The following is a 20,657-nucleotide window of genomic DNA, read 5'->3' on the forward strand; positions in this document are numbered from 1 at the left end:
TAGCAAATGAGGTATGTCATGGGTATGAGTAAAGTTGTGATTCAAAAGAGTTTAAAAGTATTAGATCGTAAAGTGACACATAACGGTTATATTGTGGATGAGCAAGGTAAAGAAACTCAAATTACCACCGCAATGGTTAGCGCGGTTTGTCAGCAATTATTAAAACAGTGTCGTACTATTCAAAAATAAGGGGCAGCAATTGCCCCTTAATTGATTCTATTGAATTATTTTTCTGATGGATTGACGTATCAATCCACGATTTTATTGACCCCTTCAGGCGCATCAATAATCTGTTCAAAACGCTGAATTTCATCTTCCAAGTGTTGCAATAAGTTTTGCATTTTCGGTAAGGCATGACGACAAGCAGTTAAACCAACTTCTAATTTGTCTAAATAGCTGGTCATGGTAATGTTTAAAGCTTGTCCATCTAACACGATTGAAGCAGGGTATAGTGCATCTAGCTTTGCACCATTCCAATACAAAGGTTCACGTGGGCCAGGTACATTGGAAATAACCAAGTTAAAGGCCTGACGCTTTGGCATAATGCCTGACAAAATATTTAAACCAGCAGCGCCGTAAACAAAAGCACTATAGTTCATAATTTGATTGGCATTCATGCGCTTAAAACGCTGCTTGGCATTTTGTACACTGCGGCGCACAATTTTTAAACGCTCAAGCGGATCTTCTTTGTGCGTACCCAAGTTGGCTAAAATCATGGTGATTCGATTAGATACTTCAGAATCGTCATCACGAATAGAGGCAGGCACCATCGCAATTAAAGGTTTTTTCGGTAAAGCATATTGGCTGAGTAAGTACTCACGCAATGCGCCTGAGCAAATTGCCAGTACCACATCATTAATGGTTACGCCCAAAGCTTTAGCAATGCGATGCAAACGTGCAAACTCAAAAGATTGCGCGGCAAAACGACGTGAGGCGCTCACACGTTGGTTTAAGATGGTACTTGGTGCTTGGAAGCTAGAAACATAATCGGGGTTACGTCCCATATCTTTGGCAACAGTTTGTGATACTTCATAAACTGCGCGAGGGGTTGCTTCAAACTGACCTTTAACTCCACCAAAAATTTTCTTTAAACGGCTGACTTTCGGTTCTTTCAGGCGTTTAGCACGTGGGCCTTCTACACACCAAGGTGGTACAATTCTTTTTGCATTTTCGTCGTGCGAAAGGGATTTTTCCACCAAACGCATGCCAGCAATACCATCTACCATGGCATGATGAATTTTAAAGAACATCGCAAAACGATTATCTTCAATACCTTCAATAATATGGCAAGTCCAGAGTGGTTTGGCGCGATCAATCAACGAGCTGTGTTCTTGTGAAATATAAGTTAATAATTCACGAATACGGCCTGGCTTTGGCAAGGCAATATGACGGAAGTGATGATCGAGATCGAACTCTTCATCTTCATCCCAAAACAGACCATTGAGCTTATTGTTAAATGGTGCAATAGGCATCGACTTTGAATTGCGAATATCGGCAACCAAGTCTTGAATAAAAGTGGCTGGTGCATGTTCTGGAATTTGGAATAAGAATAATCCACCCACATGCATGGGCTGTTGACGTTTTTCGAGTGATAGGAAAATAAAATCAATAGGGTGTAATGGACGCATATTGTGGATTGCCTCACTGCAATTTCTACGCTTGTTCTTATCTGAACAAGGTTTTTAGAGTTATATAAGATTTAATTCAGTATATCTTTTTTATCAAACAAATATAGTGATTTTTGCGCCATCGCAAGTCAATAAAAATCACAGTAAAACTGTGATTTTTATTGTAGTAATAGATGTATTATTTTAAATTTCCAGCATGTAGACCGCATTCTTTGTGCGTTGCTTCTTCCCACCACCAACGACCTTCACGTTCATGTTGATTTGGCAACACAGGCCGGGTGCAAGGTTCACAGCCAATTGAAATAAAACCTTTTTCATGCAAACGATTGTATGGAATTTCCATCATGCGAATATAATTCCACACGTCACTACTTGACCAGTTTGCCAGTGGATTGTATTTGATTAATTGTTTATCTGGACCTGAAAATCCTGCATCTGCTTGTACGACAGGAATATCTTGGCGTGTACCTGGACTTTGGTCTTTACGTTGACCTGTAATCCAGCCATCTAGTGTTGCCAGTTTTTTACGTAAAGGTTGAACTTTACGAATCCCACAACATTCTTGATGCCCATCTTCAAAAAAGCTAAATAAGCCTTTTTCTTGAACCAATTGTTGCACTGCTTCGGTTTCAGGAAAGCAAATTTCGATCTCAATATTATAATATTTGCGTACAGTTTCTAAAAATTGATAGGTTTCAGGATGCAAACGTCCTGTATCTAAACTAAATACACGAAATGGCAAACCTAAATTAGACGCCATATCAATCAGTACCACATCTTCTGCGCCAGAAAAAGAAATTGCAACTTCACCCTGCTGGTTCAAAGCAAGTTTTAAAATCTCGCTCGGTGATTTATCGGCATATTCAGTCGCGAGTGCATCAACAATGTCTATGGTGGGAATGGTGTGCATAAGTCTTCCTGCAGTCGGCTTGAGGGCTAATCTTTGTTCTTGAGCGGATTATTTTAATGGAATTCCTAAAAAGGTCTTATCACTAAAAAATAAATGCTTATGAATGAAATAGATTTAAAAAAGAACAAGGCAAATAACAAATCTTCGGCTATGATAGGGAAAAATTTTTACAGGTATTTTGGGAGAACCCATGGAAATCGTATGTCTTGATCTTGAAGGTGTGTTAGTTCCAGAAATTTGGATCAACTTTGCTAAAAAAACTGGCATTAAAGAACTTGAAGCAACTACACGTGATATTCCTGACTACGATGTGTTGATGACTCAGCGTTTAAATATTCTAAAACAGCATGGCTTGGGTTTGAATGATATTCAGGCCGTGATTGCGGATATGGGGCCATTCCCTGGCGCGAAAGAGTTTGTCGAGTGGGTGAGCACACACTTCCAATTGATTATTCTTTCAGATACGTTCTATGAATTTGCACATCCGTTGATGAAGCAATTGGGTTGGCCAACAATTTTCTGCCACAAGTTAGAAACAGATGAAAATGGCATGATTACAGCATACAAATTGCGTCAACCCGACCAAAAGCGCCAGGCGGTTAAAGCATTACACGGTTTAAATTTCCGTGTAATTGCTGCAGGTGATTCGTATAACGATACAACGATGCTAGGTGAAGCGGATCATGGTTTCTTATTTGATGCACCTGAAAATGTGATTGCAGAATTCCCACAATTCCCTGCAATTCATGGTTATGAAGCATTAAAAGAAGCAATTCGTGGTGCTTCTGTACGTGATATTCCAGCTTAATCTGAAGCTGAGTATAACAAAGGGCATCATTTGATGCCCTTTGTTTTTATGCGATATGAACTGTGAACTATTTAGAAGCGGTAGCCAATATTTAATCCATATGCAACTGCGTAATTATTTTCAAACTTGCCTGCTTCCGTATGTGCACCTGTGACGGCATCAGCATCACCTAACCAGAAGTATTTAAATCCTGCACCAATGAAATAATTTTCGGTAGGTGAGTAGCGAACCCCTGTACCCACACTCCAGTAGCCTTCAGTTGGACCTAAGGTCGTAACAGGGTTGCCGGCACCAGAATCCCAGCCTAGAGATACATTACCACCCCAACGATCATTGAACTTACGCCCTACACCAACAGTTGCAGAAATTTGGTCATCTTTATAGTCAATAAGGTTAAATCCATTAGGTTTGGTGGGTACATAACCAACTTGGCCTAATATTTGAGTAAGCTTGCCAAATTTGTAGGGTTGTACTTTAAAATTTGACCATTCCACCCAGCGAAGGTTTGCAAATGCAACGGTGTTCGCCATAATTCCCGTTTGGAAATCTAGATTGACAGATTGTGGTGTTGTTAGTTGTGTTTTGCCTGGAGTAGAACTAATTTGCGTCATAATTGCATCTAGTGTAGGGATTTGGGTAAATCCTATTGCACCAAAGTTTTCATAAGCAGTCATTTCATGCTCAATTTCAGAGCGGTAAGTAAGAGAAGCTTTAAGTGCGATTTCAGGGATTTGATATGCAACACCCGCTAACCAACCCACAGACTCATCTTCACCTGTTTTAAAATCATAACCATTAAAGGCTGAATATGCAGTACCACGTAAAATAACAGTACCATCTACTGTCTGATATACAGCACCAGCATATAGATTCCAATTTTCATTAGGTTGATAACCCACTAACAGGTTTAAATTTTGGGTATCAACCACAACAGAAGTACTGCCTTGAAATGGTACAGGTCTACTTTCAACAAAATTATTGTTCCCAAAATATTCAGCATCGGCGCCAAAAGGTTGATCGTAAATTAAACCAATCGACACTTTGTTAGTTGCTTGAACTTTTAATGCAGCGTGTGGGAAGTAATAATCACCTGCCATGTCATCTGCTTGGTGTTTATCTTTGTCTTGACCAGATACATTTGGATCTAAAATAGAAATACCTGCTTCTGCATAATTACCCGGTTGTAAAAATGCAGCAATAGATTGACCGGAACGGTCTAAACCAGCAGCAAGCGCAGGTGTAAGTGGGAGAGTGCTAAGTAAAATAGCCGAATAGATTTTATTGAGCTTCATGGTCGTTCCCTGATGCTTTATGTAACAAAAAGTGCAGGAAAAGTAACATATTTAAAAAAAGAGTAAATGCTCAACTTCGCAGAATAAATGAACTGAATAAGTTATAAATCGCAGTTGATTAGAGTAAAAGTACTATTTTAAAGTCTTAAGTAAATGAATTCTATTAAATAATTTTTTAGGGTAATGTTTGGGTAAATATGAGTTTAAGTGTTTTAAATTTGAACATTTAGTTAACACTCGTATAAAAAATGGGAGTTTTAGTTGAAAAAAAAGCCACCCTGAAGGGTGGCTCCTTTGAAAAGCAATAGATTAGAAGCGGTAACCGATTTTTAAGCCGTATGCCCAAGCATCGTTGTCTTCAAAATTTGCAACATATTCATTCGTTCCAAATTGTGCACCTGATTGAGCTTTAGCATCACCAAGCATGAAGTACTTTACACCACCCGCAATAAAGTAGTTAGCTGCAGGTGAGTATTGAACACCTAAGCCTACGTTCCAATAACCTTCAGTTGGTCCAAGAGTTGTTACAGGATCACCTGCACCAGAATCCCAACCCACAGAGACATTACCTGCCCACTGCTCATTCAGTTTTCGACCAACACCAACGGTTGCAGATATCTGATCATCCGTATACCCAACAATATCAAAACCAGTTGGTTTATTAATAGCAGGGTTTTGACCAGCTACAACTGATGCTTTACCAAATTTATCTGGGCGGATAGAGAAGTCTTTCCAATTTACCCAGCGTAAATTAGCAAAAGCAACAGTATTTGCCATAACACCAGTTTGGAAATCTAAGTTAACAGATTGTGGTGTTGTGATTTCTGTTTTTGCATCTGGTGCGGCATTTAAACCTGCAAATAAACCAGTTTTAAAAGATTCTTTAGTATTTGATTCATGTTCAACTTCAGAACGATAGGTTACTGAAGTTTTTAGCGCAATTTCAGGAATTTGATATGCAAAGCCAGCTAGCCAACCAATTGCTGAATCTTCTTTCATATTAGCATTATACGAACCAAATGTAGCTGAACCACCATAAGCTAAACCACGAAGTTGTACGTCACCTTTTACAGTTTGATACACTGGACCACCATAGATATTCCAGTTTTCAGTTGGTTGGAAACCGAAAACCATTGCGAGGTTTTGAGTATCAACTTCAACTTTAGAACCTTCTGTTCCATCGTGAAAAGCTCCTTGACCACCAAAGGCACCCAAAGCGGGACTGATTGAACCTAGTACCGCAGCTGGTGGAGTTGTTTTGGTATTAGCGGAAAATTCAGCTTTAGCACCGAATGGTTGATCGTAAATTAAACCGAAAGAAAAATTATCGGTTAATTGAAGTTTTAGAGCTGCATGAGGAAAATAGTAGTCACCAGCCATTTCACCAACATTTGTATTTTCTAAGCCAAATACTGGAGCTAGAGCAGCAGGTGCACCTGCTGGTACATAGCCACTTTTTACATTACCAGAAACACTCGGATCTAATACAGAAATACCTGCTTCAAAATAGTTACCCGGTTGTAAGAACGCAGCCATAGATTGACCAGAACGATCTAGAGCTGCAGCAAAAGCACCTGTCATTGGTACAGTTGCTAAAATCATTGCTGTGCTAAGTGCTTTTAATTTCATTATACATTTCCCTTGGGCTATAAAGTCTTTTATGACAGTTTTTGTTGATGCTTTAAGCTTTCATTTAGGATGATTTCGACTTGTGCAAACCGAGACCATTTGTTACTCCATGTGACAAAAATATCACAATTAAAATAAGAGTAAATGCTCTAGAAAAAACTAATCAGTATAAAAAACACACTGAATAGAGTATTTGTTCTAATTGGTGTGGGTTTTTGGCTTGTTAGTGGTTGAAATTAAAGAATAAATTTTAAAAATCAATCTATTGTTTAAATGCTTTTAATTGGTTAAAAAAAATACTTTTTATTGAAACTCATTTTGTTGCAAGGCATATTTTGCAACAAAATGGGGTGCATTAACGTGTGGTTTTTCCAAGCTTTGCCAAAAGAATGACAGGAATCAGCCCAACCAATACAATTAGTAAAGCTGCTACTGCGCCATCTTCATAAGTGCCCCTAGACGCTTCTGCATATAGCTGGGTAGCGAGTGTTTCCATATTTAAAGGACGGAGCAACAAAGTGGCAGGTAGCTCTTTCATGCAATCTACAAAAATTAATAAAGCTGCAGAAATAATAGCAGGGCGTAATAATGGCAGGTGTACACGCCACAACAGTGCAAAGTTGTTTTGCCCTAAATTGCGTGCAGCATCATCAAAAACACCATGAATACGGTTATAGCCAGACTCAATGCCGCCCACCGAAATAGCTAAAAAACGCACAGCGTAAGCATAAATGAGGGTAAAACTAGTACCGAGAAATAATAAACCTGTGTGTATCCCCAATTTAAATTCTAAAAAGTCGGCAATGGCATGATCAATTTTGCCCAAAGCCAACATGAGACCAATCGCTAAAACGGTTCCTGGAATGGCATAACCTAAACTGGCAATACGGCTAAACCAGCTGTGTTTGCTAAAACGTGCCGCACTGACAATAAAGAAACCAATCAAAATGGTGACGACGGTGGCAAGGCTGGCAAGGATTAGTGTGTTGATTGAGGCTTGGATTAGGAAATCTGAAAAGCCTGCATATTGAATGCGTTTGTAAGATTCTACAAGTAAGTGACTGGTGGGAATTAAAAAGCCAATACAAACAGGAATTAAGCCCAAGCCTAATAACACAAGCGCTTTAAGCCCTTTGACCGATTGTGCAGGCATTAAACGGCTGCGTTGAGCCGAGTTCATATAGCGCTGTTTACGTCGTCCTAAACGCTCTACTAACACCAATAAGGTAATGATCATCAACATGAAAATGGCAATTTGTGCGGCACTGGCTAAATCGGACTGATTGGTCCAGGTTGAATAAATCGACAAAGTTAAGGTTTTAATGCCTAAAAATTCTGTTGCACCAATATCATTAATGGTTTCCATTAAAACCAGACTAGTGCCCACAGCAATTGCAGGACGTGCCAGTGGAATTGCAACACGTAAAAACACTTGATCGGGTTTTAATCCTAATGTACGTGCAACCTCAATTAAACTGGCCGATTGCATCAGAAACATTGCACGGGTGCTTAAATACACATACGGATACAGCACAAAGCTAAGCAAGAAGATGCCGCCCCAAACGGTACGAATATTAGGAAACCAAAACTGTTGTAATTCTAAATTAAACCCATCCCGCAGGATGCTTTGCACAGGGCCAATGGGGTGCAAAATGTCGATATAACTATACGCAATAATATAAGTTGGTACGGCTAAAGGCAGCAGTAAGGCCCAATCTAAAAATGCACGACCTCGGAATTGATACGCTGTTACAATCCATGCGCTGCCTGTACCAATCAGGATGGTGAGAATCCCCACACCCAACAATAAAATCCCTGTTTCTGCCAACGTGTGTGGAATTACATAACGCAGAAGATGCTCCCAAATTTCGCTATCACCTTGTAATGCTGTCCAAATTAAAGCGAGCACAGGTAAACAGGCGAGTAGCGTCAATAACCCACTGAGCGAAAATAAAAAATTAAATTTATTTTTAAGCATTGCGATAGAGGTACTAAATAAGGGGGAGGGAGCAGCAGAGCATCTTACAGTGCAAAGCGCTGCACTGTAAGACAAAAGCAGGAAATTTTAGCGGTTAAACTGGACTTTATCGACCAATAAGTTGGCGGCTTTACGGTGACGTGCAATATCGCTTAAACGAATTGAATCAATATTCAGTTTGCCAAAACTAGCAATAATCGGGTCAATTTTTACCCCAGGTTTGACTGGGTATTCAAAGCCGTTTTGTGCGTAAATGGCTTGCGCATGATCTGAAGCTAAAAACTCGAGCAGTTGTACAGCTTCTTTACGGTTTGGTGCATGTTTAGAAACCACTGCACCCGATACGTTTACATGCGTTCCACCATTTTTAAAGCGTGGTAACACAACATTAATCGCATTGCCCCAGCGTTTTTGTTCCGCGTCACCTGTACGCATCGTGCCGACATAATAGGTGTTGGCAACGCCAATATCACAAATTTTACCTAAAATATCACGCGCCACATCTCGGTCACCACCACTTGCTGGGCGTGCTAAATTGGCTTTCACGCCACGCAACCAAGTTTCGGCTTGTTTTTCACCATGATGGGCAATATACGCTGCAATTAAAGCAGTGTTATATGGATGGTTGCCTGAACGAATACAGATTTTATTTTTCCATTTTGGATTGGCTAAATCTTCATAAGTAATCGCATTAAGCGGTGTACGGTCTTTAGAGGCGTAGACTGCACGTGCACGCATCGACAAAGCATACCAATGACCATTGGCAGCTCGTAAATTGGCAGGAATTGCGCTATTTAAGGTTTTAGAACTTACGCGCTGGGTTAAACCACTTTCTACTAAATCAACCAAATTGCCAAAATCTACAGTCAGCATCACATCGGCAGGAGAACGACGACCTTCTGCTTTTACACGTTCCAATAAACCATCTTTAATAAAAACCGTATTGACTTTTACCCCCAGTTTTTTGGGTAAATTCGGTTAATAAGGTTTGAATCAGCACAGGTTCGCGCGTGGTGTATAAATTGACTTCCGCTGCTTGTGCGACACTTGCACCAAATGCAAGTAAACCTGTAACAAGCAATGATAAATTAGACAGTGGTTTCATGCAGTATTCCTAATTAAAAATTTAAACCTGAACAGCAGCTTGAGTAGAAGATGAAGCAGTGGGTGATTGTTCATCAGACGCCAAGAAATAACAGCTGTTTAAATCGACAGAAACATAGACCTGATCAGTAGGTTGAATATCTTGAAGGTGGTTCACTTGTGCTAAAAGCGTGAGATCATGATCGCGTAGTTTTAGATGCAGTTGTTGTGCATGACCCATAAAACTGGATGACACAACGCTTGCGGGCAACGCATTTTCACTTGGTGTTTGGCTGACACGCAAGTGATGCGGACGGAAGCAGCAGACCAGTGAATCTTGAGCGGTGGTATGTTCTGGCAAATCAATCTTGCCAAATACGGTATGAATTTCTTGGTGATCGATTTGCGCTGGGATTTCATTCAATGCGGAAAAATAGCGTGCAGCAAATAACGTTTTAGGCTGTAAATAAAGTTGTTTCGGTGAACCAATTTGAATAATTTGCCCTTGATGCATCAAAATAATTTGATCGGCAATTTGCAATGCTTCTTCTGGGTCATGTGTCACGATAACCGTAGTCGTTGCAGTTTGTTTGAGGAGTTGAATGGTATTTTGACGAATTTGATCACGCAGACGATGATCCAAATTTGAAAAAGGTTCATCCATCAACAAAACTTGCGGTTCTGGTGCTAAGGCACGTGCTAAGGCAACGCGTTGTTGTTCGCCGCCCGAAAGTGTATATGGATAGGTGTCTTGATGATGCAACATGGAAACATGCGCTAAAGCTTGTTTGGCAATGGTTTCCCGCTGCGCTTTGGGAAATTTCTTTAAGCCAAACATAACATTGTCTAACACACTTAAATGTGGGAAAAGTGCATAATCCTGAAACACTAAACCAATATTGCGTGCTTCCGCAGGAATCTGTGCTTGCTCACTCCACAAGGTATTTTGTTCCAGTTGGATTGTGCCGCTGCTTGGTGTTTCCAAGCCTGCAATCAGACGTAGCATTGTGGTTTTGCCGCAGCCTGAATGACCTAATAAACACACAATTTGTCCACTCATCGCTGACCATGTTGCTTGTTGCACTGCAAAACGCGAACCAAACTTTTTACTGAGCTGTTGGATCGTCAAGACATTGGCAGGTTGAGCAGCGTACGCATTCATAGTTTATTCACACGACAAATTTTGTGCTCAAATGATAACTAAGAACTCTTCTCATGTAGAGTCTTTTTATCATTTAGAATGTAAATGATGTAGCTTTTGCTACAAAAAAGTTGAAATATCAACTGAAAAGAATGGGTTGGAATTTAAATTATTTTAAGTGCAGCACTTTATTTATGGGCTATTAAAAGGGGGGCTTAAAAGCAAAAAGTTACTGCCGAAGCAATAACTTTTTAATTTTTAGAAATCTGTACTATGCGTACTATGCAAATTAAGGTTTTTTCGCATTAAGCACTCTAAATAAAATGTACATCAAGACCACCCATAGAGGAATCATAATGACTGATTCTTTAAAGCCTTGTGTCCACATAATATAAAGTACCACTGCAATAAACGCTAAAACCAAATAGTTGCTGAATGGTGACCAGAGTGCAGGGAATTTGGTTGGAATCGCTAATTTTTTCAGTGTGCTGGTAAATTTGAGGTGAGTCAAACTGATCATCGCCCAGTTTAAAACCAATGCACCCACAACAATATACATGAGGTGGCTTAAAGCTTCTTCAGGTACAAAGTAGTTCAACAATACACAGCCGAAAATTAATACCGCAGAGAATAATACTGCTGGAATTGGCACACCTTGTTTATTCACTTTTAGGAAAATTTTTGGTGCGTTACCTTGTTTGGCCAAACCAAACAGCATACGGCTGTTGGCATACATCCCACTGTTATACACAGAAAGTGCCGCAGTCAAAATCACGAAATTCAGTAAGTGCGCTGCCCATTCGATGCCCATTTGACTAAAAATCATTACGAATGGACTTTTATCTAAACCACCTAAATCTAACTGATTCCAAGGCACTAAAGACAATAGAATGGTGAGTGAACCGATATAGAAAATTAGAATACGGAACACCACTTGGTTAATGGCTTTAGGAATGGTTTTTTCAGGATCTTGCGCTTCTGCGGCAGCCATACCAATCAACTCAATGCCGCCAAAGGCAAACATGAGGAATGCAAGCATGAAGAACAGACCTTCAAAGCCATTCGGGAAGAACCCCCCATGCGCCCAAAGGTTGCTGAATGATGCGGTTGAATTGGCATCTGCAGAAAGTAAGAGATATAAACCAAACACAATCATCGAAACCACAGCAGCGACTTTAATGAATGCTAGCCAGAATTCTGACTCACCATAGAACTTTACATTGCCCAAGTTAATAATGGTAATCACAATGAAAAAGAACAATGCCGAAGTCCAAGCAGGAATATGCGGCCACCAGTAGTTAATATATTTGGCAACTGCGGTGAGTTCTGCCATTGCCACCAAAATATACAAAATCCAGTAGTTCCAACCTGCTAAAAAGCCAGGGAATTTACCTGCATATTTATAGGCAAAGTGACTGAATGATCCTGCAACGGGCTCATGAACAATCATTTCCCCCAATTGGCGCATAATTAAAAATGCAATAAGACCACCAATGGCGTAACCCAAAATAATAGAAGGGCCAGCAGATTGGATGACCTGCGCGGAACCTAAGAATAAGCCTGTACCAATTGCGCCACCCATGGCAATCAATTGAATATGGCGGTTCTTTAAGCCACGCTGAAGTTGTGAAGACTCGTTGTTCAAAGTATTCAGCCCGACAATGAAAAAGTGACAAGATTGTAATAGATCAAATTTCATTAGCCTAGTAGCTATACATTTATGAATTAAATTTATGCAAATTATAAAAATAAGTTTAGTTGGTTTTTATTTTAAAAATTAGCGTAATCAATATATTAATTTTATTTTTGTCTTATAAATCAAGATGACTGACTAGGGTAAATTTTACCAAATGTTGTTTTTTTATACTTAAGTCAAGACCACGATACCTTTTGAATAAAAACCGTTATCATGCAAAAGGGTCTTTTTATATTGACCATAACAATCAAAAACAAGGGAATAAAATTCATGCGTTTTGCACCACAAGTTAAAATTCCAGCGACTTATATGCGCGGAGGTACCAGTAAAGGCGTATTTTTTAAACTTGATGATTTACCTGCAGCAGCACAGCAGCCAGGCAAAATTAGAGATCAAATTTTATTGCGCGTCATTGGCAGTCCAGACCCTTATGCCAAGCAAATTGATGGAATGGGCGGTGCAAGCTCAAGTACCAGTAAAACCGTAATTTTAGCCAAAAGCACTCAACTCGATCACGATGTCGATTATTTGTTTGGGCAAGTTTCGATTGATCAGCCATTTGTCGATTGGAGTGGCAACTGCGGTAACTTAACAGCTGCAGTCGGTGCATTTGCGATCAGCAATGGCTTGGTCGATGCCAGTAAAATTCCAGAAAATGGCATTTGTACCGTACGCATTTGGCAAAAAAATATTGAAAAAACCATTATCGCGCATGTGCCTGTGACGCATGGTCAGGTGCAGGAAACGGGTGATTTTGAGTTGGATGGCGTGACTTTTCCTGCCGCAGAAGTACAAATTGAATTCTTAGACCCTGCCGATGATGGCGAAGAAGGTGGGGCAATGTTCCCAACTGGAAATGTGGTGGACACTTTGCATGTGCCAGATATTGGTACATTCCAAGCGACCTTTATTAATGCGGGTATTCCAACAATTTTCCTAAATGCAGAAGAAATTGGTTATACAGGCACAGAACTGCAAGATGCAATCAATGGTGATGCACAAGCTTTGGCACGTTTTGAAACCATTCGCGCTTATGGTGCTAAACAAATGGGGCTGATTCAGGAAATTGCTGAAGCTGAAAAACGTCAGCATACGCCAAAAATTGCCTTTGTTTCTGCGCCAAAAAGTTATGTCTCTTCAAGTGGAAAGCAAATTCAGGTAGAAGATACCGATTTATTGGTACGTGCATTATCGATGGGTAAATTACACCATGCCATGATGGGCACAGCAGCAGTCGCGATTGGTACAGCCGCAGCTATTCCGGGAACATTGGTCAACTTGGCTGCAGGTGGGGGTGCGCGTGAAGCGGTACGTTTTGGACATCCATCGGGTACGCTTCGCGTTGGTGCGCAAGCCGTGCAGGAAAATGGACAGTGGCAAGTAAAAAAAGCGGTAATGAGCCGTAGTGCACGTGTCTTGATGGAAGGCTGGGTGCGTGTGCCTGCTGAAACGCTTGAATAAATTGGTCACGAACCTGACATTTTAAATTTAAACAAAATTCAGCCTCTATTTCGATAGGGGCTTTTTTGTAGCTGAAATACTATATCGGTGCAGTTAAGGCTTAAAAAAAATTGAATTATGGGTACAATGCTGCAACAGACAAAGCAGCTTACTGCTTATCAGACATGAACCAACAATTCGAGGCGAATGTGTCATCACTTCACGATTTACAGGCGCATGCATTAACCGCAGCCCAACAACGTATTCAGCAAGACTTGCTTACCGCTTTAGAGGCTTTTGCATTGCCAGAACCGTTAAAGTCTGCCGTGCATCATGCCGTCATGTTGGGTGGTAAGCGTGTGCGTCCAGCTTTGTGTTATGCCACAGCTGCGTTAAGACCTAATCAGAACTATGCGGCAGTACGCCGTGCTGCAGTTGCAATTGAGCTGATTCATTGCTATTCACTGGCACATGACGATTTACCATGTATGGATAATGACTTGTTGCGTCGTGGGCAGCCCACTTGCCATGCAGCGTATGGTGAAGATACAGCATTGTTGGCAGGCGATATTTTACAGTCGATGGCATTTGAAATTTTAGGCAGCCGTTTGTTTGATCAGTCTGCTGCGGTAGATCAAGGGATTGTACTCAAGCAGATGCAAATTTTAGCCACAGCATCTTCAAAAATGGTGTGTGGTCAGGTTATGGATTTACAATCTGAAGGCAAACAAGTCGATCAGGCGACTTTGGAAAGTATCCACCGTAATAAAACAGGTGCCTTGATTTCTGCTGCAGTGATGATGGCTGCTGTGACCGTGTTTGATGGACGAGATAAAGCCATTCCGCAACTGCGCGAATATGCACAAGCGATTGGCCTAGCTTTTCAGGTACAAGATGATATTTTAGATATTATTTCAGAGACTGAAGTACTTGGTAAAACTGCAGGCAAAGATGAGCAGGTGGAAAAGTCAACTTACCCTGCATTGATGGGGCTAGAGCAGGCACAAACTTACGCTCAACAGTTACATGATCAGGCTTTTGCTGCGTTGGCCTTTTTTGATACTGCTGCAGCAACAGAGCTACAGCAAATTTCAGAATTTTTACTGTCACGTAAAAGCTAATTGATGCTTTAGGTTTTACTGATGCCTTTAAAAAAAGTGATTTTTAATTGAAGTAAATTGGCGGTGTGCCAAAAAATCAAAAGCGAGCATTTGCTCGCTTTTTTATGTTGCTTTGGAGTAAGTCTATTTTAAAATATTTACAGGTTTAAAATTTCACTCCTTGTTTTGCTTTTTATTCCTGAAGTGTTGCATCTGGAGCAAGAATTGTTTTGCCTTGCTTTAAGCTATCTAAAGCCTCTCGGTTAAAATCGACCAAAAGAGAGTTATTTTGCGGATCAATCGCATAGTGACTAATCAATTTTTGATCACCCTGTAAAGTTTCCAGTCGGTATTCATCTGCAATATTCATAATGCCGTCTAAATTAATGGTGGCAGAAGCCTTGTCTTGACGAAATAATTCATAAACATCGCGTAGGTCAAAAATTGCATTTTGTGCATCGGGATGTTTTTCAAAATAATTTTGCAAATGACGAATAAATAATTGCGCAAACATAAAGTAATTTGGTTTGTGGGTATAGTCTAAGCTCATGTGTTTACTCCTTATTATTCAAATTTTTAATGCTTACTAGGAATAGCACACTCTGGGTGAAAAATTAAAGAAACTCAGGGTCTAAGTTGCAAAAACTACACAAAATTTTGTGCGGCTTAAACTAAGCTGAAACCTGAAGTTGCGATGATCTCTCTATAAATTTAAAAACTTTGCAACGAACCGCTCAATTGGTGTTTTGGAAAAAATAATCATAAATGGTTTATCTATTCATTAAAGCGATTAGTAGCCCTACAGAGTAGTGGAATTCTAAAATATCAAGTATTTGAATAAAAAATCATCCGAAAGACTAAGACTTATGAACTAGCAAGTGAAATCATAAATCAGGTACAATTGGCGTGATTAATTTTGTGTTTGGTGTATTTGAAGGCCAATACATACATTCTTTGTTAATAAATAGGCCTGCCAGGAGTTATCCCCGCATGAGTGCCATTACTCCATACGAATGGGCAATTATTGCCTTCGTGATCGGCGTTACATTTTTATGCGTCTTTATGCTGACCGTTCCTTTACTCCTTGGGGGTAAATCATGGGGGCGTGCGAAGCAAGAGCAGTTTGAGTCGGGTGTTGTAGGTGCTGGTGGAGCACGTATCCGCTTATCTGCAAAGTTCTATTTGGTTGCAATTTTCTTCGTTGTTTTCGACTTAGAAGCACTTTATCTATACGCATGGGCAGCTTCTGTTCGTGAAGTAGGTTGGGTGGGCTTTGCAACGGCTGCTGTATTTATTTTAGTTTTACTCGTTGGCTTAATTTATGAATTATCAACTGGTGCGCTGAACTGGGCTCCATCTGATAAGCGTAAAGCAGCAGGGATTAAACCTAAAATTGGTTCGCCAAATATGGATCTTGCAGAAATCACACGCTTTAACTCAATTGAAGAATTGGTAACGGACCCTACCGGTCAAATTCCAGCTCAATCCTCTGGTCGTGTAAAAAAATCTGCGACTACCTCATCTGACAAGGAGTAACTCGGGATGAAATATACCTTAACCCGTGCGAATCCCGATGCTGATCAATATCCACTTCAAGAGCGTCAGATCGTAACCGATCCGCTTGAAGAAGAAGTGAATAAAAATGTGTTCATGACTCGTTTAGAGGACTTGGCACATACAGCAGTAAACTGGGGACGTAAGAACTCAGTTTGGCCGTTTAACTTTGGTACATCGTGCTGCTACGTAGAGTATGCAACTACCTTAACAGGTGTGCATGACTTGTCACGTTTTGGTGCAGAAGTTATTCGTGCTTCACCGCGTCAGGCAGACTTGATGATTGTTGCAGGTACGTGTTTTGTGAAAATGGCACCTGTAATTCAACGTTTGTACGAGCAAATGCTTGAGCCTAAGTGGGTAATCTCAATGGGCGCATGTGCAAACTCAGGTGGTATGTACGACATTTATTCAGTTGTGCAAGGTGTGGATAAAATCATTCCTGTGGATGTGTACATTCCGGGTTGCCCACCACGTCCTGAAGCATTAATCCAAGCATTGATGTTATTACAAGACCAAATTCAATTAGAGCGTCGTCCGTTGTCTGCGGTGATTGGTGATGATCTTAAGCCAGTATATAAGCCGAAGATGATGCCAGAACGTGACCGTAAGAATGCGCAGCGTATTGCGGTGAAAAACTTACGCTCTATGGATGAAATTAAATAATTTAAACGTACAAATATTGATGCACCCGACGGGTGTAGTTGTCGTTTAGGTTGACTGAATTTGTATTAAATAGGAAGCCAAGCCAATGGCTGAAACTGACATTGCTATGCCAGAATCAACAGCAGTTGATTCACGCCCAGCATTTGCAATTGTAGAAGAGCTCAAAACCAAATTTGGTGAGAACTTCTATGTGCAAACGACTTTTGAAGATTTTCCAACAGTCTGGGTTGAGCGCGCACGTGTACAAGAAGTTTTAATGTTCTTGCGTACAGTGTCACGTCCATACGTGATGTTGTTCGACTTGTCTGCGGTAGATGAGCGTTTGCGTACTCACCGCGATGGTCTACCTGCGTCTGACTTTACTGTGTTCTATCACTTGTTATCGCTAGAGCGTAACACGGACATTCGTATTAAAGTTGCGTTGAATGAGAGTGATCTCAATATTCCAACAGCAACCAACATTTGGCCAAATGCCAACTGGTACGAGCGTGAAGCTTACGATATGTTTGGTATCAACTTCGAAGGGCATCCAATGCTTCGTCGTATCTTGTTGCCAACATATTGGGAAGGTCATCCGTTACGCAAAGAGTATTCTGCACGTGCAACGGAATATACACCGTATATGCAGAACCAAGCCAAACAAGACTTCGAGCAAGAACACCTTCGCTTTGTGCCTGAAGATTGGGGCTTAAAGCGCGGTAATAAAGACGAAGACTTCATGTTCCTGAACTTGGGTCCTAACCACCCATCTGCGCACGGTGCGTTCCGTGTAATTTTGCAGTTGGATGGTGAAGAAGTGAAAGACTGTGTGCCAGATATCGGCTATCACCACCGTGGTGTGGAAAAGATGGCTGAACGTCAAACTTGGCATTCATTCATTCCGTATACAGACCGTGTGGACTACCTAGGTGGTTGTGCCCAAAACATGCCGTATGTGATGGGTGTGGAGCAACTGGCAGGTATTACTGTGCCAGATCGTGCACAATGTATTCGTGTAATGATGTCGGAATTATTCCGTATCAATAACCACTTATTGTTCATTGGTACTGCAATTCAGGATGCGGGCGGTATGACCCCTGTATTCTATATGTTCGCAGACCGTCAAAAAATCTACGATGCGATTGAAGCCATTACTGGTTACCGTATGCACCCAGCATGGTTCCGTATTGGTGGTACCGCACACGACCTACCAAACAACTGGCAGCACCTGATTCGTGAAATCTTGGAGTGGATGCCAAAACGTATGAATGAATACTACACTGCGGCATTACGCAACTCAGTATTCATGGGTCGTACGCAAGGCGTTGCACAGTATGATGCGAAATCTGCTTTGGCTTGGGGTGTAACAGGTACTGGTCTACGTGCAACAGGTATCGACTTTGACGTGCGTAAATACCGTCCATACAGTGGTTATGAAAACTATGACTTTGACGTGCCAGTAGAGTACGAAGGCGATGCTTACGCACGTGTATTGGTTCACTTCCGTGAAATTGAAGAGTCATTGAAAATCATCAAACAATGTCTAGATAACATGCCTTCTGGTCCATATAAAGCGGATCATCCATTGGCTGTTCCACCACCAAAAGACAAGACATTACAAGATATTGAAACCTTGATTACGCACTTCTTAAGCGTGTCTTGGGGTCCTGTAATGCCTGCTGGTGAAGCATCTGTAATGGCAGAAGTGGTGAAAGGTGCATCTAACTATTACTTGACTTCAGATAAGTCGACGATGAGTTACCGTACCCGTATTCGTACACCAACTTTCACGCATTTACAGCAAATGCCTTCTGTGATTAACGGCAGTCTGGTATCTGACTTAATCATTTATTTAGCGACCATTGACGTCGTAATGGCAGACGTGGATCGCTAAGGGGTAAACGCATTATGATGATTTTGACTGATAAAAAGCCACGTGTGAATGTTGAAGGGATTTTAACTGCGGAAGAAATCCATGAAATTGAACATCACATTGGTCATTATCCGTACCCACGTGCAGCATCTTTAGATGCCTTGAAGTGTGTACAGCGCCGTAATGGCTGGGTAGATGACGCGCAGTTAAATGCAATTGCACAACTTCTCACCATCAGCGTTGCTGATTTAGAAGGTGTTGCAACATTCTATAACCGTATTTATCGCCAGCCTGTAGGTCGTCACGTGATTTTATTGTGTGACTCAATTGCATGCTTCTTGATGGGTGCAGAAACGCTGGCAGAAGCATTCCAGCGTGAATTAGGCATTCAGTTTGGTCAAACGACTGCAGATGGTCGTTTCACGTTATTGCCAATTTGCTGTTTAGGAAATTGCGACAAGGGACCAACCTTGATGATTGATGAAGATACTCACGGTTTAGTTGAGGTGACATCGGTGCAACAGTTATTGGAGAAGTATGTATGAATACCGAACCAAGACCAATTTATGGTGACGGTAACCCAGAAACGCATCCATTAACTTGGCGTTTAAGCAAGCAAGAGCACGTGCGTAATGCAGATGATTACGAAGCGCTAGAAGGTTATGCGGGCTTTAAGAAAGCGATTTCTATGCCGCCTAAAGATGTGCTTGAAGTCATTAAAGCTGCGACAGTAAAAGGTCGTGGTGGTGCAGGCTTCCCAGCAGGGATCAAATGGTCACTGATGGCGCCAAACGACAATTCAGGTCCACGTTACCTGATTTGTAATGCCGATGAGATGGAGCCGGGTACTTTCAAAGACCGTTTGTTGATGGAAAAACTTCCTCACCAACTGATTGAAGGTATGTTGATTGCAGCTTATACGCTTGAAGCTACACACGGTTATATCTTTATTCGTGGCGAATACATCGAAGCTGCACAGTACTTAAATGAAGCAATTGAGCAAATTCGTGCCAAAGGTTATTTGGGCGAAAACATTTTAGGTACAGGTTGGGGCTTTGAGTTATACGTGCACACAGGCGCAGGTCGTTATATATGTGGTGAAGAAACTGCATTGATTAACTCGCTTGAAGGTCGTCGTGCAAACCCTCGTACTAAACCACCATTCCCGCAAGTTGCAGGGGCATGGGGTCGTCCAACGATTGTCAACAACGTAGAAACCTATAACAACTTACCTGCAATCATGTTACGTGGTGCAGAGTGGTATATCGGTTTATCTGCAGGTAAATCGAAAGACCCTGGCACAAAAATTTACGGTGCTTCTGGTAAGGTGAAATTCCCAGGTCTATGGGAGCTTCCATTTGGTACGACTGCACGTGAAGTAATTGAAGACTATGCGGGTGGCATGCGTGATGGCTTGAAGCTAAAAGCATGGTTACCGGGTGGTGCATCTACCGACTTCTTGGCAGCAGAACACATTGACTTGCCTATGGATGCAGAAAGCATCATGAAGGCAGGTTCACGTTTAGGCACGTGTTTGCTTATGGTGGTCGATGAAACCCAGTGTATGGTTTCTGCAACCCGTAACTTAGAAGAATTCTTTGCGCGCGAATCATGTGGTTTCTGTACCCCATGTCGTGATGGTTTACCGTGGGCTGTAAAAGCACTCAAAGCAATTGAAAATGGCGAAGGGAAAGAAGAAGACATTCAACATCTTCAAGAACTCACCAAAAAATTGTGGATTGGTAAGACCTTCTGTGCTCACGCACCAGGTGCGATGGAGCCATTAATGGGCGCACTCAAATATTTCCGTGGCGAGTTTGAAGCAAAAGTGGCAAATAGCCGTCCTGCTGCTCAAGCTAGCAACGTAGAACAAGCTTAAG

General features: G+C 41.2%; 17 protein-coding genes and 1 pseudogene. 9 read left to right on the forward strand and 9 right to left on the reverse strand.

Annotated elements, in window-relative coordinates; all coding sequences use genetic code 11:
- Positions 1-18 precede the first annotated feature (18 nt).
- A complete protein-coding gene (locus FTU66_RS04825) occupies positions 19-189 on the forward strand; it encodes a PA1571 family protein (RefSeq protein WP_004975418.1) in 171 nt (56 codons plus the stop codon).
- 59 nt (positions 190-248) lie between these two features.
- Here the strand turns inward: FTU66_RS04825 and FTU66_RS04830 are convergent, their stop codons facing one another.
- Positions 249-1,628, reverse strand: coding sequence for a wax ester/triacylglycerol synthase family O-acyltransferase (locus tag FTU66_RS04830; protein ID WP_096901778.1), 1,380 nt, complete (start codon positions 1,626-1,628; stop codon positions 249-251).
- A 178-nt stretch (positions 1,629-1,806) separates the two neighbouring features.
- Positions 1,807-2,538, reverse strand: coding sequence for a phosphoadenylyl-sulfate reductase (locus FTU66_RS04835; RefSeq protein ID WP_180112403.1), 732 nt, complete (start codon positions 2,536-2,538; stop codon positions 1,807-1,809).
- A 190-nt stretch (positions 2,539-2,728) separates the two neighbouring features.
- Here FTU66_RS04835 and thrH point away from each other — a divergent pair, with 190 nt between their 5' ends.
- The gene (thrH, locus tag FTU66_RS04840; protein ID WP_180112404.1) at positions 2,729-3,346 is read left to right on the forward strand and encodes a bifunctional phosphoserine phosphatase/homoserine phosphotransferase ThrH; all 618 of its coding nucleotides are present in this window, start codon (positions 2,729-2,731) and stop codon (positions 3,344-3,346) included.
- A 71-nt stretch (positions 3,347-3,417) separates the two neighbouring features.
- Here the strand turns inward: thrH and FTU66_RS04845 are convergent, their stop codons facing one another.
- The 6 genes and pseudogenes from FTU66_RS04845 to FTU66_RS04870 all read right to left on the reverse strand — a co-directional run bounded on the left by FTU66_RS04845 (position 3,418) and on the right by FTU66_RS04870 (position 12,114).
- Positions 3,418-4,638: an OmpP1/FadL family transporter gene (locus FTU66_RS04845; protein WP_180112405.1), complete on the reverse strand. Its 1,221-nt coding sequence runs from the start codon at positions 4,636-4,638 to the stop codon at positions 3,418-3,420.
- Between the two features lie 309 nt (positions 4,639-4,947).
- On the reverse strand, positions 4,948-6,267 hold the full coding sequence (locus FTU66_RS04850; RefSeq protein WP_179988602.1) for an OmpP1/FadL family transporter: 1,320 nt from the start codon (positions 6,265-6,267) through the stop codon (positions 4,948-4,950).
- A 355-nt stretch (positions 6,268-6,622) separates the two neighbouring features.
- Positions 6,623-8,245, reverse strand: coding sequence for an iron ABC transporter permease (locus FTU66_RS04855; protein WP_180112406.1), 1,623 nt, complete (start codon positions 8,243-8,245; stop codon positions 6,623-6,625).
- Positions 8,246-8,332: 87 nt separating this feature from the next.
- Positions 8,333-9,350 (reverse strand): annotated as a pseudogene (locus FTU66_RS04860) (extracellular solute-binding protein).
- A 21-nt stretch (positions 9,351-9,371) separates the two neighbouring features.
- Positions 9,372-10,490, reverse strand: a complete 1,119-nt coding sequence (locus FTU66_RS04865) for an ABC transporter ATP-binding protein (protein ID WP_180112407.1) — start codon at positions 10,488-10,490, stop codon at positions 9,372-9,374.
- Positions 10,491-10,758: 268 nt separating this feature from the next.
- Positions 10,759-12,114 (reverse strand): amino acid permease, encoded by a 1,356-nt coding sequence (locus FTU66_RS04870; RefSeq protein WP_180112435.1) that lies wholly within the window; start codon positions 12,112-12,114, stop codon positions 10,759-10,761.
- A gap of 321 nt (positions 12,115-12,435) precedes the next feature.
- On the opposite strand from FTU66_RS04870, the gene prpF reads away from it, so the two are divergent.
- Positions 12,436-13,626, forward strand: coding sequence for a 2-methylaconitate cis-trans isomerase PrpF (gene prpF, locus FTU66_RS04875; protein ID WP_180112408.1), 1,191 nt, complete (start codon positions 12,436-12,438; stop codon positions 13,624-13,626).
- A 164-nt stretch (positions 13,627-13,790) separates the two neighbouring features.
- On the forward strand, positions 13,791-14,726 hold the full coding sequence (locus tag FTU66_RS04880) for a polyprenyl synthetase family protein (RefSeq protein WP_180112409.1): 936 nt from the start codon (positions 13,791-13,793) through the stop codon (positions 14,724-14,726).
- A 172-nt stretch (positions 14,727-14,898) separates the two neighbouring features.
- Here FTU66_RS04880 and FTU66_RS04885 read toward each other — a convergent pair whose 3' ends face one another.
- Positions 14,899-15,255: a hypothetical protein gene (locus tag FTU66_RS04885; protein ID WP_180112410.1), complete on the reverse strand. Its 357-nt coding sequence runs from the start codon at positions 15,253-15,255 to the stop codon at positions 14,899-14,901.
- A 440-nt stretch (positions 15,256-15,695) separates the two neighbouring features.
- On the opposite strand from FTU66_RS04885, the gene ndhC reads away from it, so the two are divergent.
- The 5 genes from ndhC (at position 15,696) to nuoF (ending at position 20,656) form a co-directional block, all read left to right on the forward strand.
- A complete protein-coding gene (gene ndhC, locus FTU66_RS04890) occupies positions 15,696-16,241 on the forward strand; it encodes an NADH-quinone oxidoreductase subunit A (protein WP_004975445.1) in 546 nt (181 codons plus the stop codon).
- 6 nt (positions 16,242-16,247) lie between these two features.
- Positions 16,248-16,925 carry an NADH-quinone oxidoreductase subunit B family protein gene (locus FTU66_RS04895; protein WP_004975447.1) on the forward strand — a complete coding sequence of 226 codons (678 nt, stop codon included), beginning with the start codon at positions 16,248-16,250 and terminating at the stop codon, positions 16,923-16,925.
- 85 nt (positions 16,926-17,010) lie between these two features.
- Positions 17,011-18,798 (forward strand): NADH-quinone oxidoreductase subunit C/D, encoded by a 1,788-nt coding sequence (gene nuoC / locus FTU66_RS04900; RefSeq protein WP_070155070.1) that lies wholly within the window; start codon positions 17,011-17,013, stop codon positions 18,796-18,798.
- A gap of 14 nt (positions 18,799-18,812) precedes the next feature.
- Entirely contained in the window at positions 18,813-19,322 is a 510-nt protein-coding gene (gene nuoE, locus FTU66_RS04905) for an NADH-quinone oxidoreductase subunit NuoE (RefSeq protein ID WP_004975451.1), read from the forward strand.
- Positions 19,319-20,656, forward strand: a complete 1,338-nt coding sequence (gene nuoF, locus FTU66_RS04910; protein WP_180064450.1) for an NADH-quinone oxidoreductase subunit NuoF — start codon at positions 19,319-19,321, stop codon at positions 20,654-20,656. The genes nuoE and nuoF overlap by 4 nt, the downstream gene beginning before the upstream one ends.
- Position 20,657 lies beyond the last annotated feature (1 nt).

This window comes from Acinetobacter sp. YH12131, assembly GCF_013418635.1.
Classification (GTDB): Bacteria; Pseudomonadota; Gammaproteobacteria; order Pseudomonadales; family Moraxellaceae; genus Acinetobacter; species Acinetobacter towneri.

Excerpts from the sequence above, each read along its gene's own strand:
- FTU66_RS04865 (WP_180112407.1), bottom strand. The coding sequence starts at position 10,490 with ATGAATGCGTACGCTGCTCAACCTGCCAATGTCTTGACGATCCAACAG.
- FTU66_RS04885 (WP_180112410.1), bottom strand. The coding sequence starts at position 15,255 with ATGAGCTTAGACTATACCCACAAACCAAATTACTTTATGTTTGCGCAA.
- nuoF (WP_180064450.1), top strand. The coding sequence starts at position 19,319 with ATGAATACCGAACCAAGACCAATTTATGGTGACGGTAACCCAGAAACG.
- nuoC (WP_070155070.1), top strand. The coding sequence starts at position 17,011 with ATGGCTGAAACTGACATTGCTATGCCAGAATCAACAGCAGTTGATTCA.
- nuoE (WP_004975451.1), top strand. The coding sequence starts at position 18,813 with ATGATGATTTTGACTGATAAAAAGCCACGTGTGAATGTTGAAGGGATT.
- FTU66_RS04855 (WP_180112406.1), bottom strand. The coding sequence starts at position 8,245 with ATGCTTAAAAATAAATTTAATTTTTTATTTTCGCTCAGTGGGTTATTG.
- FTU66_RS04880 (WP_180112409.1), top strand. The coding sequence starts at position 13,791 with ATGAACCAACAATTCGAGGCGAATGTGTCATCACTTCACGATTTACAG.
- FTU66_RS04895 (WP_004975447.1), top strand. The coding sequence starts at position 16,248 with ATGAAATATACCTTAACCCGTGCGAATCCCGATGCTGATCAATATCCA.
- FTU66_RS04825 (WP_004975418.1), top strand. The coding sequence starts at position 19 with ATGGGTATGAGTAAAGTTGTGATTCAAAAGAGTTTAAAAGTATTAGAT.
- ndhC (WP_004975445.1), top strand. The coding sequence starts at position 15,696 with ATGAGTGCCATTACTCCATACGAATGGGCAATTATTGCCTTCGTGATC.
- prpF (WP_180112408.1), top strand. The coding sequence starts at position 12,436 with ATGCGTTTTGCACCACAAGTTAAAATTCCAGCGACTTATATGCGCGGA.
- thrH (WP_180112404.1), top strand. The coding sequence starts at position 2,729 with ATGGAAATCGTATGTCTTGATCTTGAAGGTGTGTTAGTTCCAGAAATT.
- FTU66_RS04830 (WP_096901778.1), bottom strand. The coding sequence starts at position 1,628 with ATGCGTCCATTACACCCTATTGATTTTATTTTCCTATCACTCGAAAAA.
- FTU66_RS04835 (WP_180112403.1), bottom strand. The coding sequence starts at position 2,538 with ATGCACACCATTCCCACCATAGACATTGTTGATGCACTCGCGACTGAA.
- FTU66_RS04850 (WP_179988602.1), bottom strand. The coding sequence starts at position 6,267 with ATGAAATTAAAAGCACTTAGCACAGCAATGATTTTAGCAACTGTACCA.
- FTU66_RS04845 (WP_180112405.1), bottom strand. The coding sequence starts at position 4,638 with ATGAAGCTCAATAAAATCTATTCGGCTATTTTACTTAGCACTCTCCCA.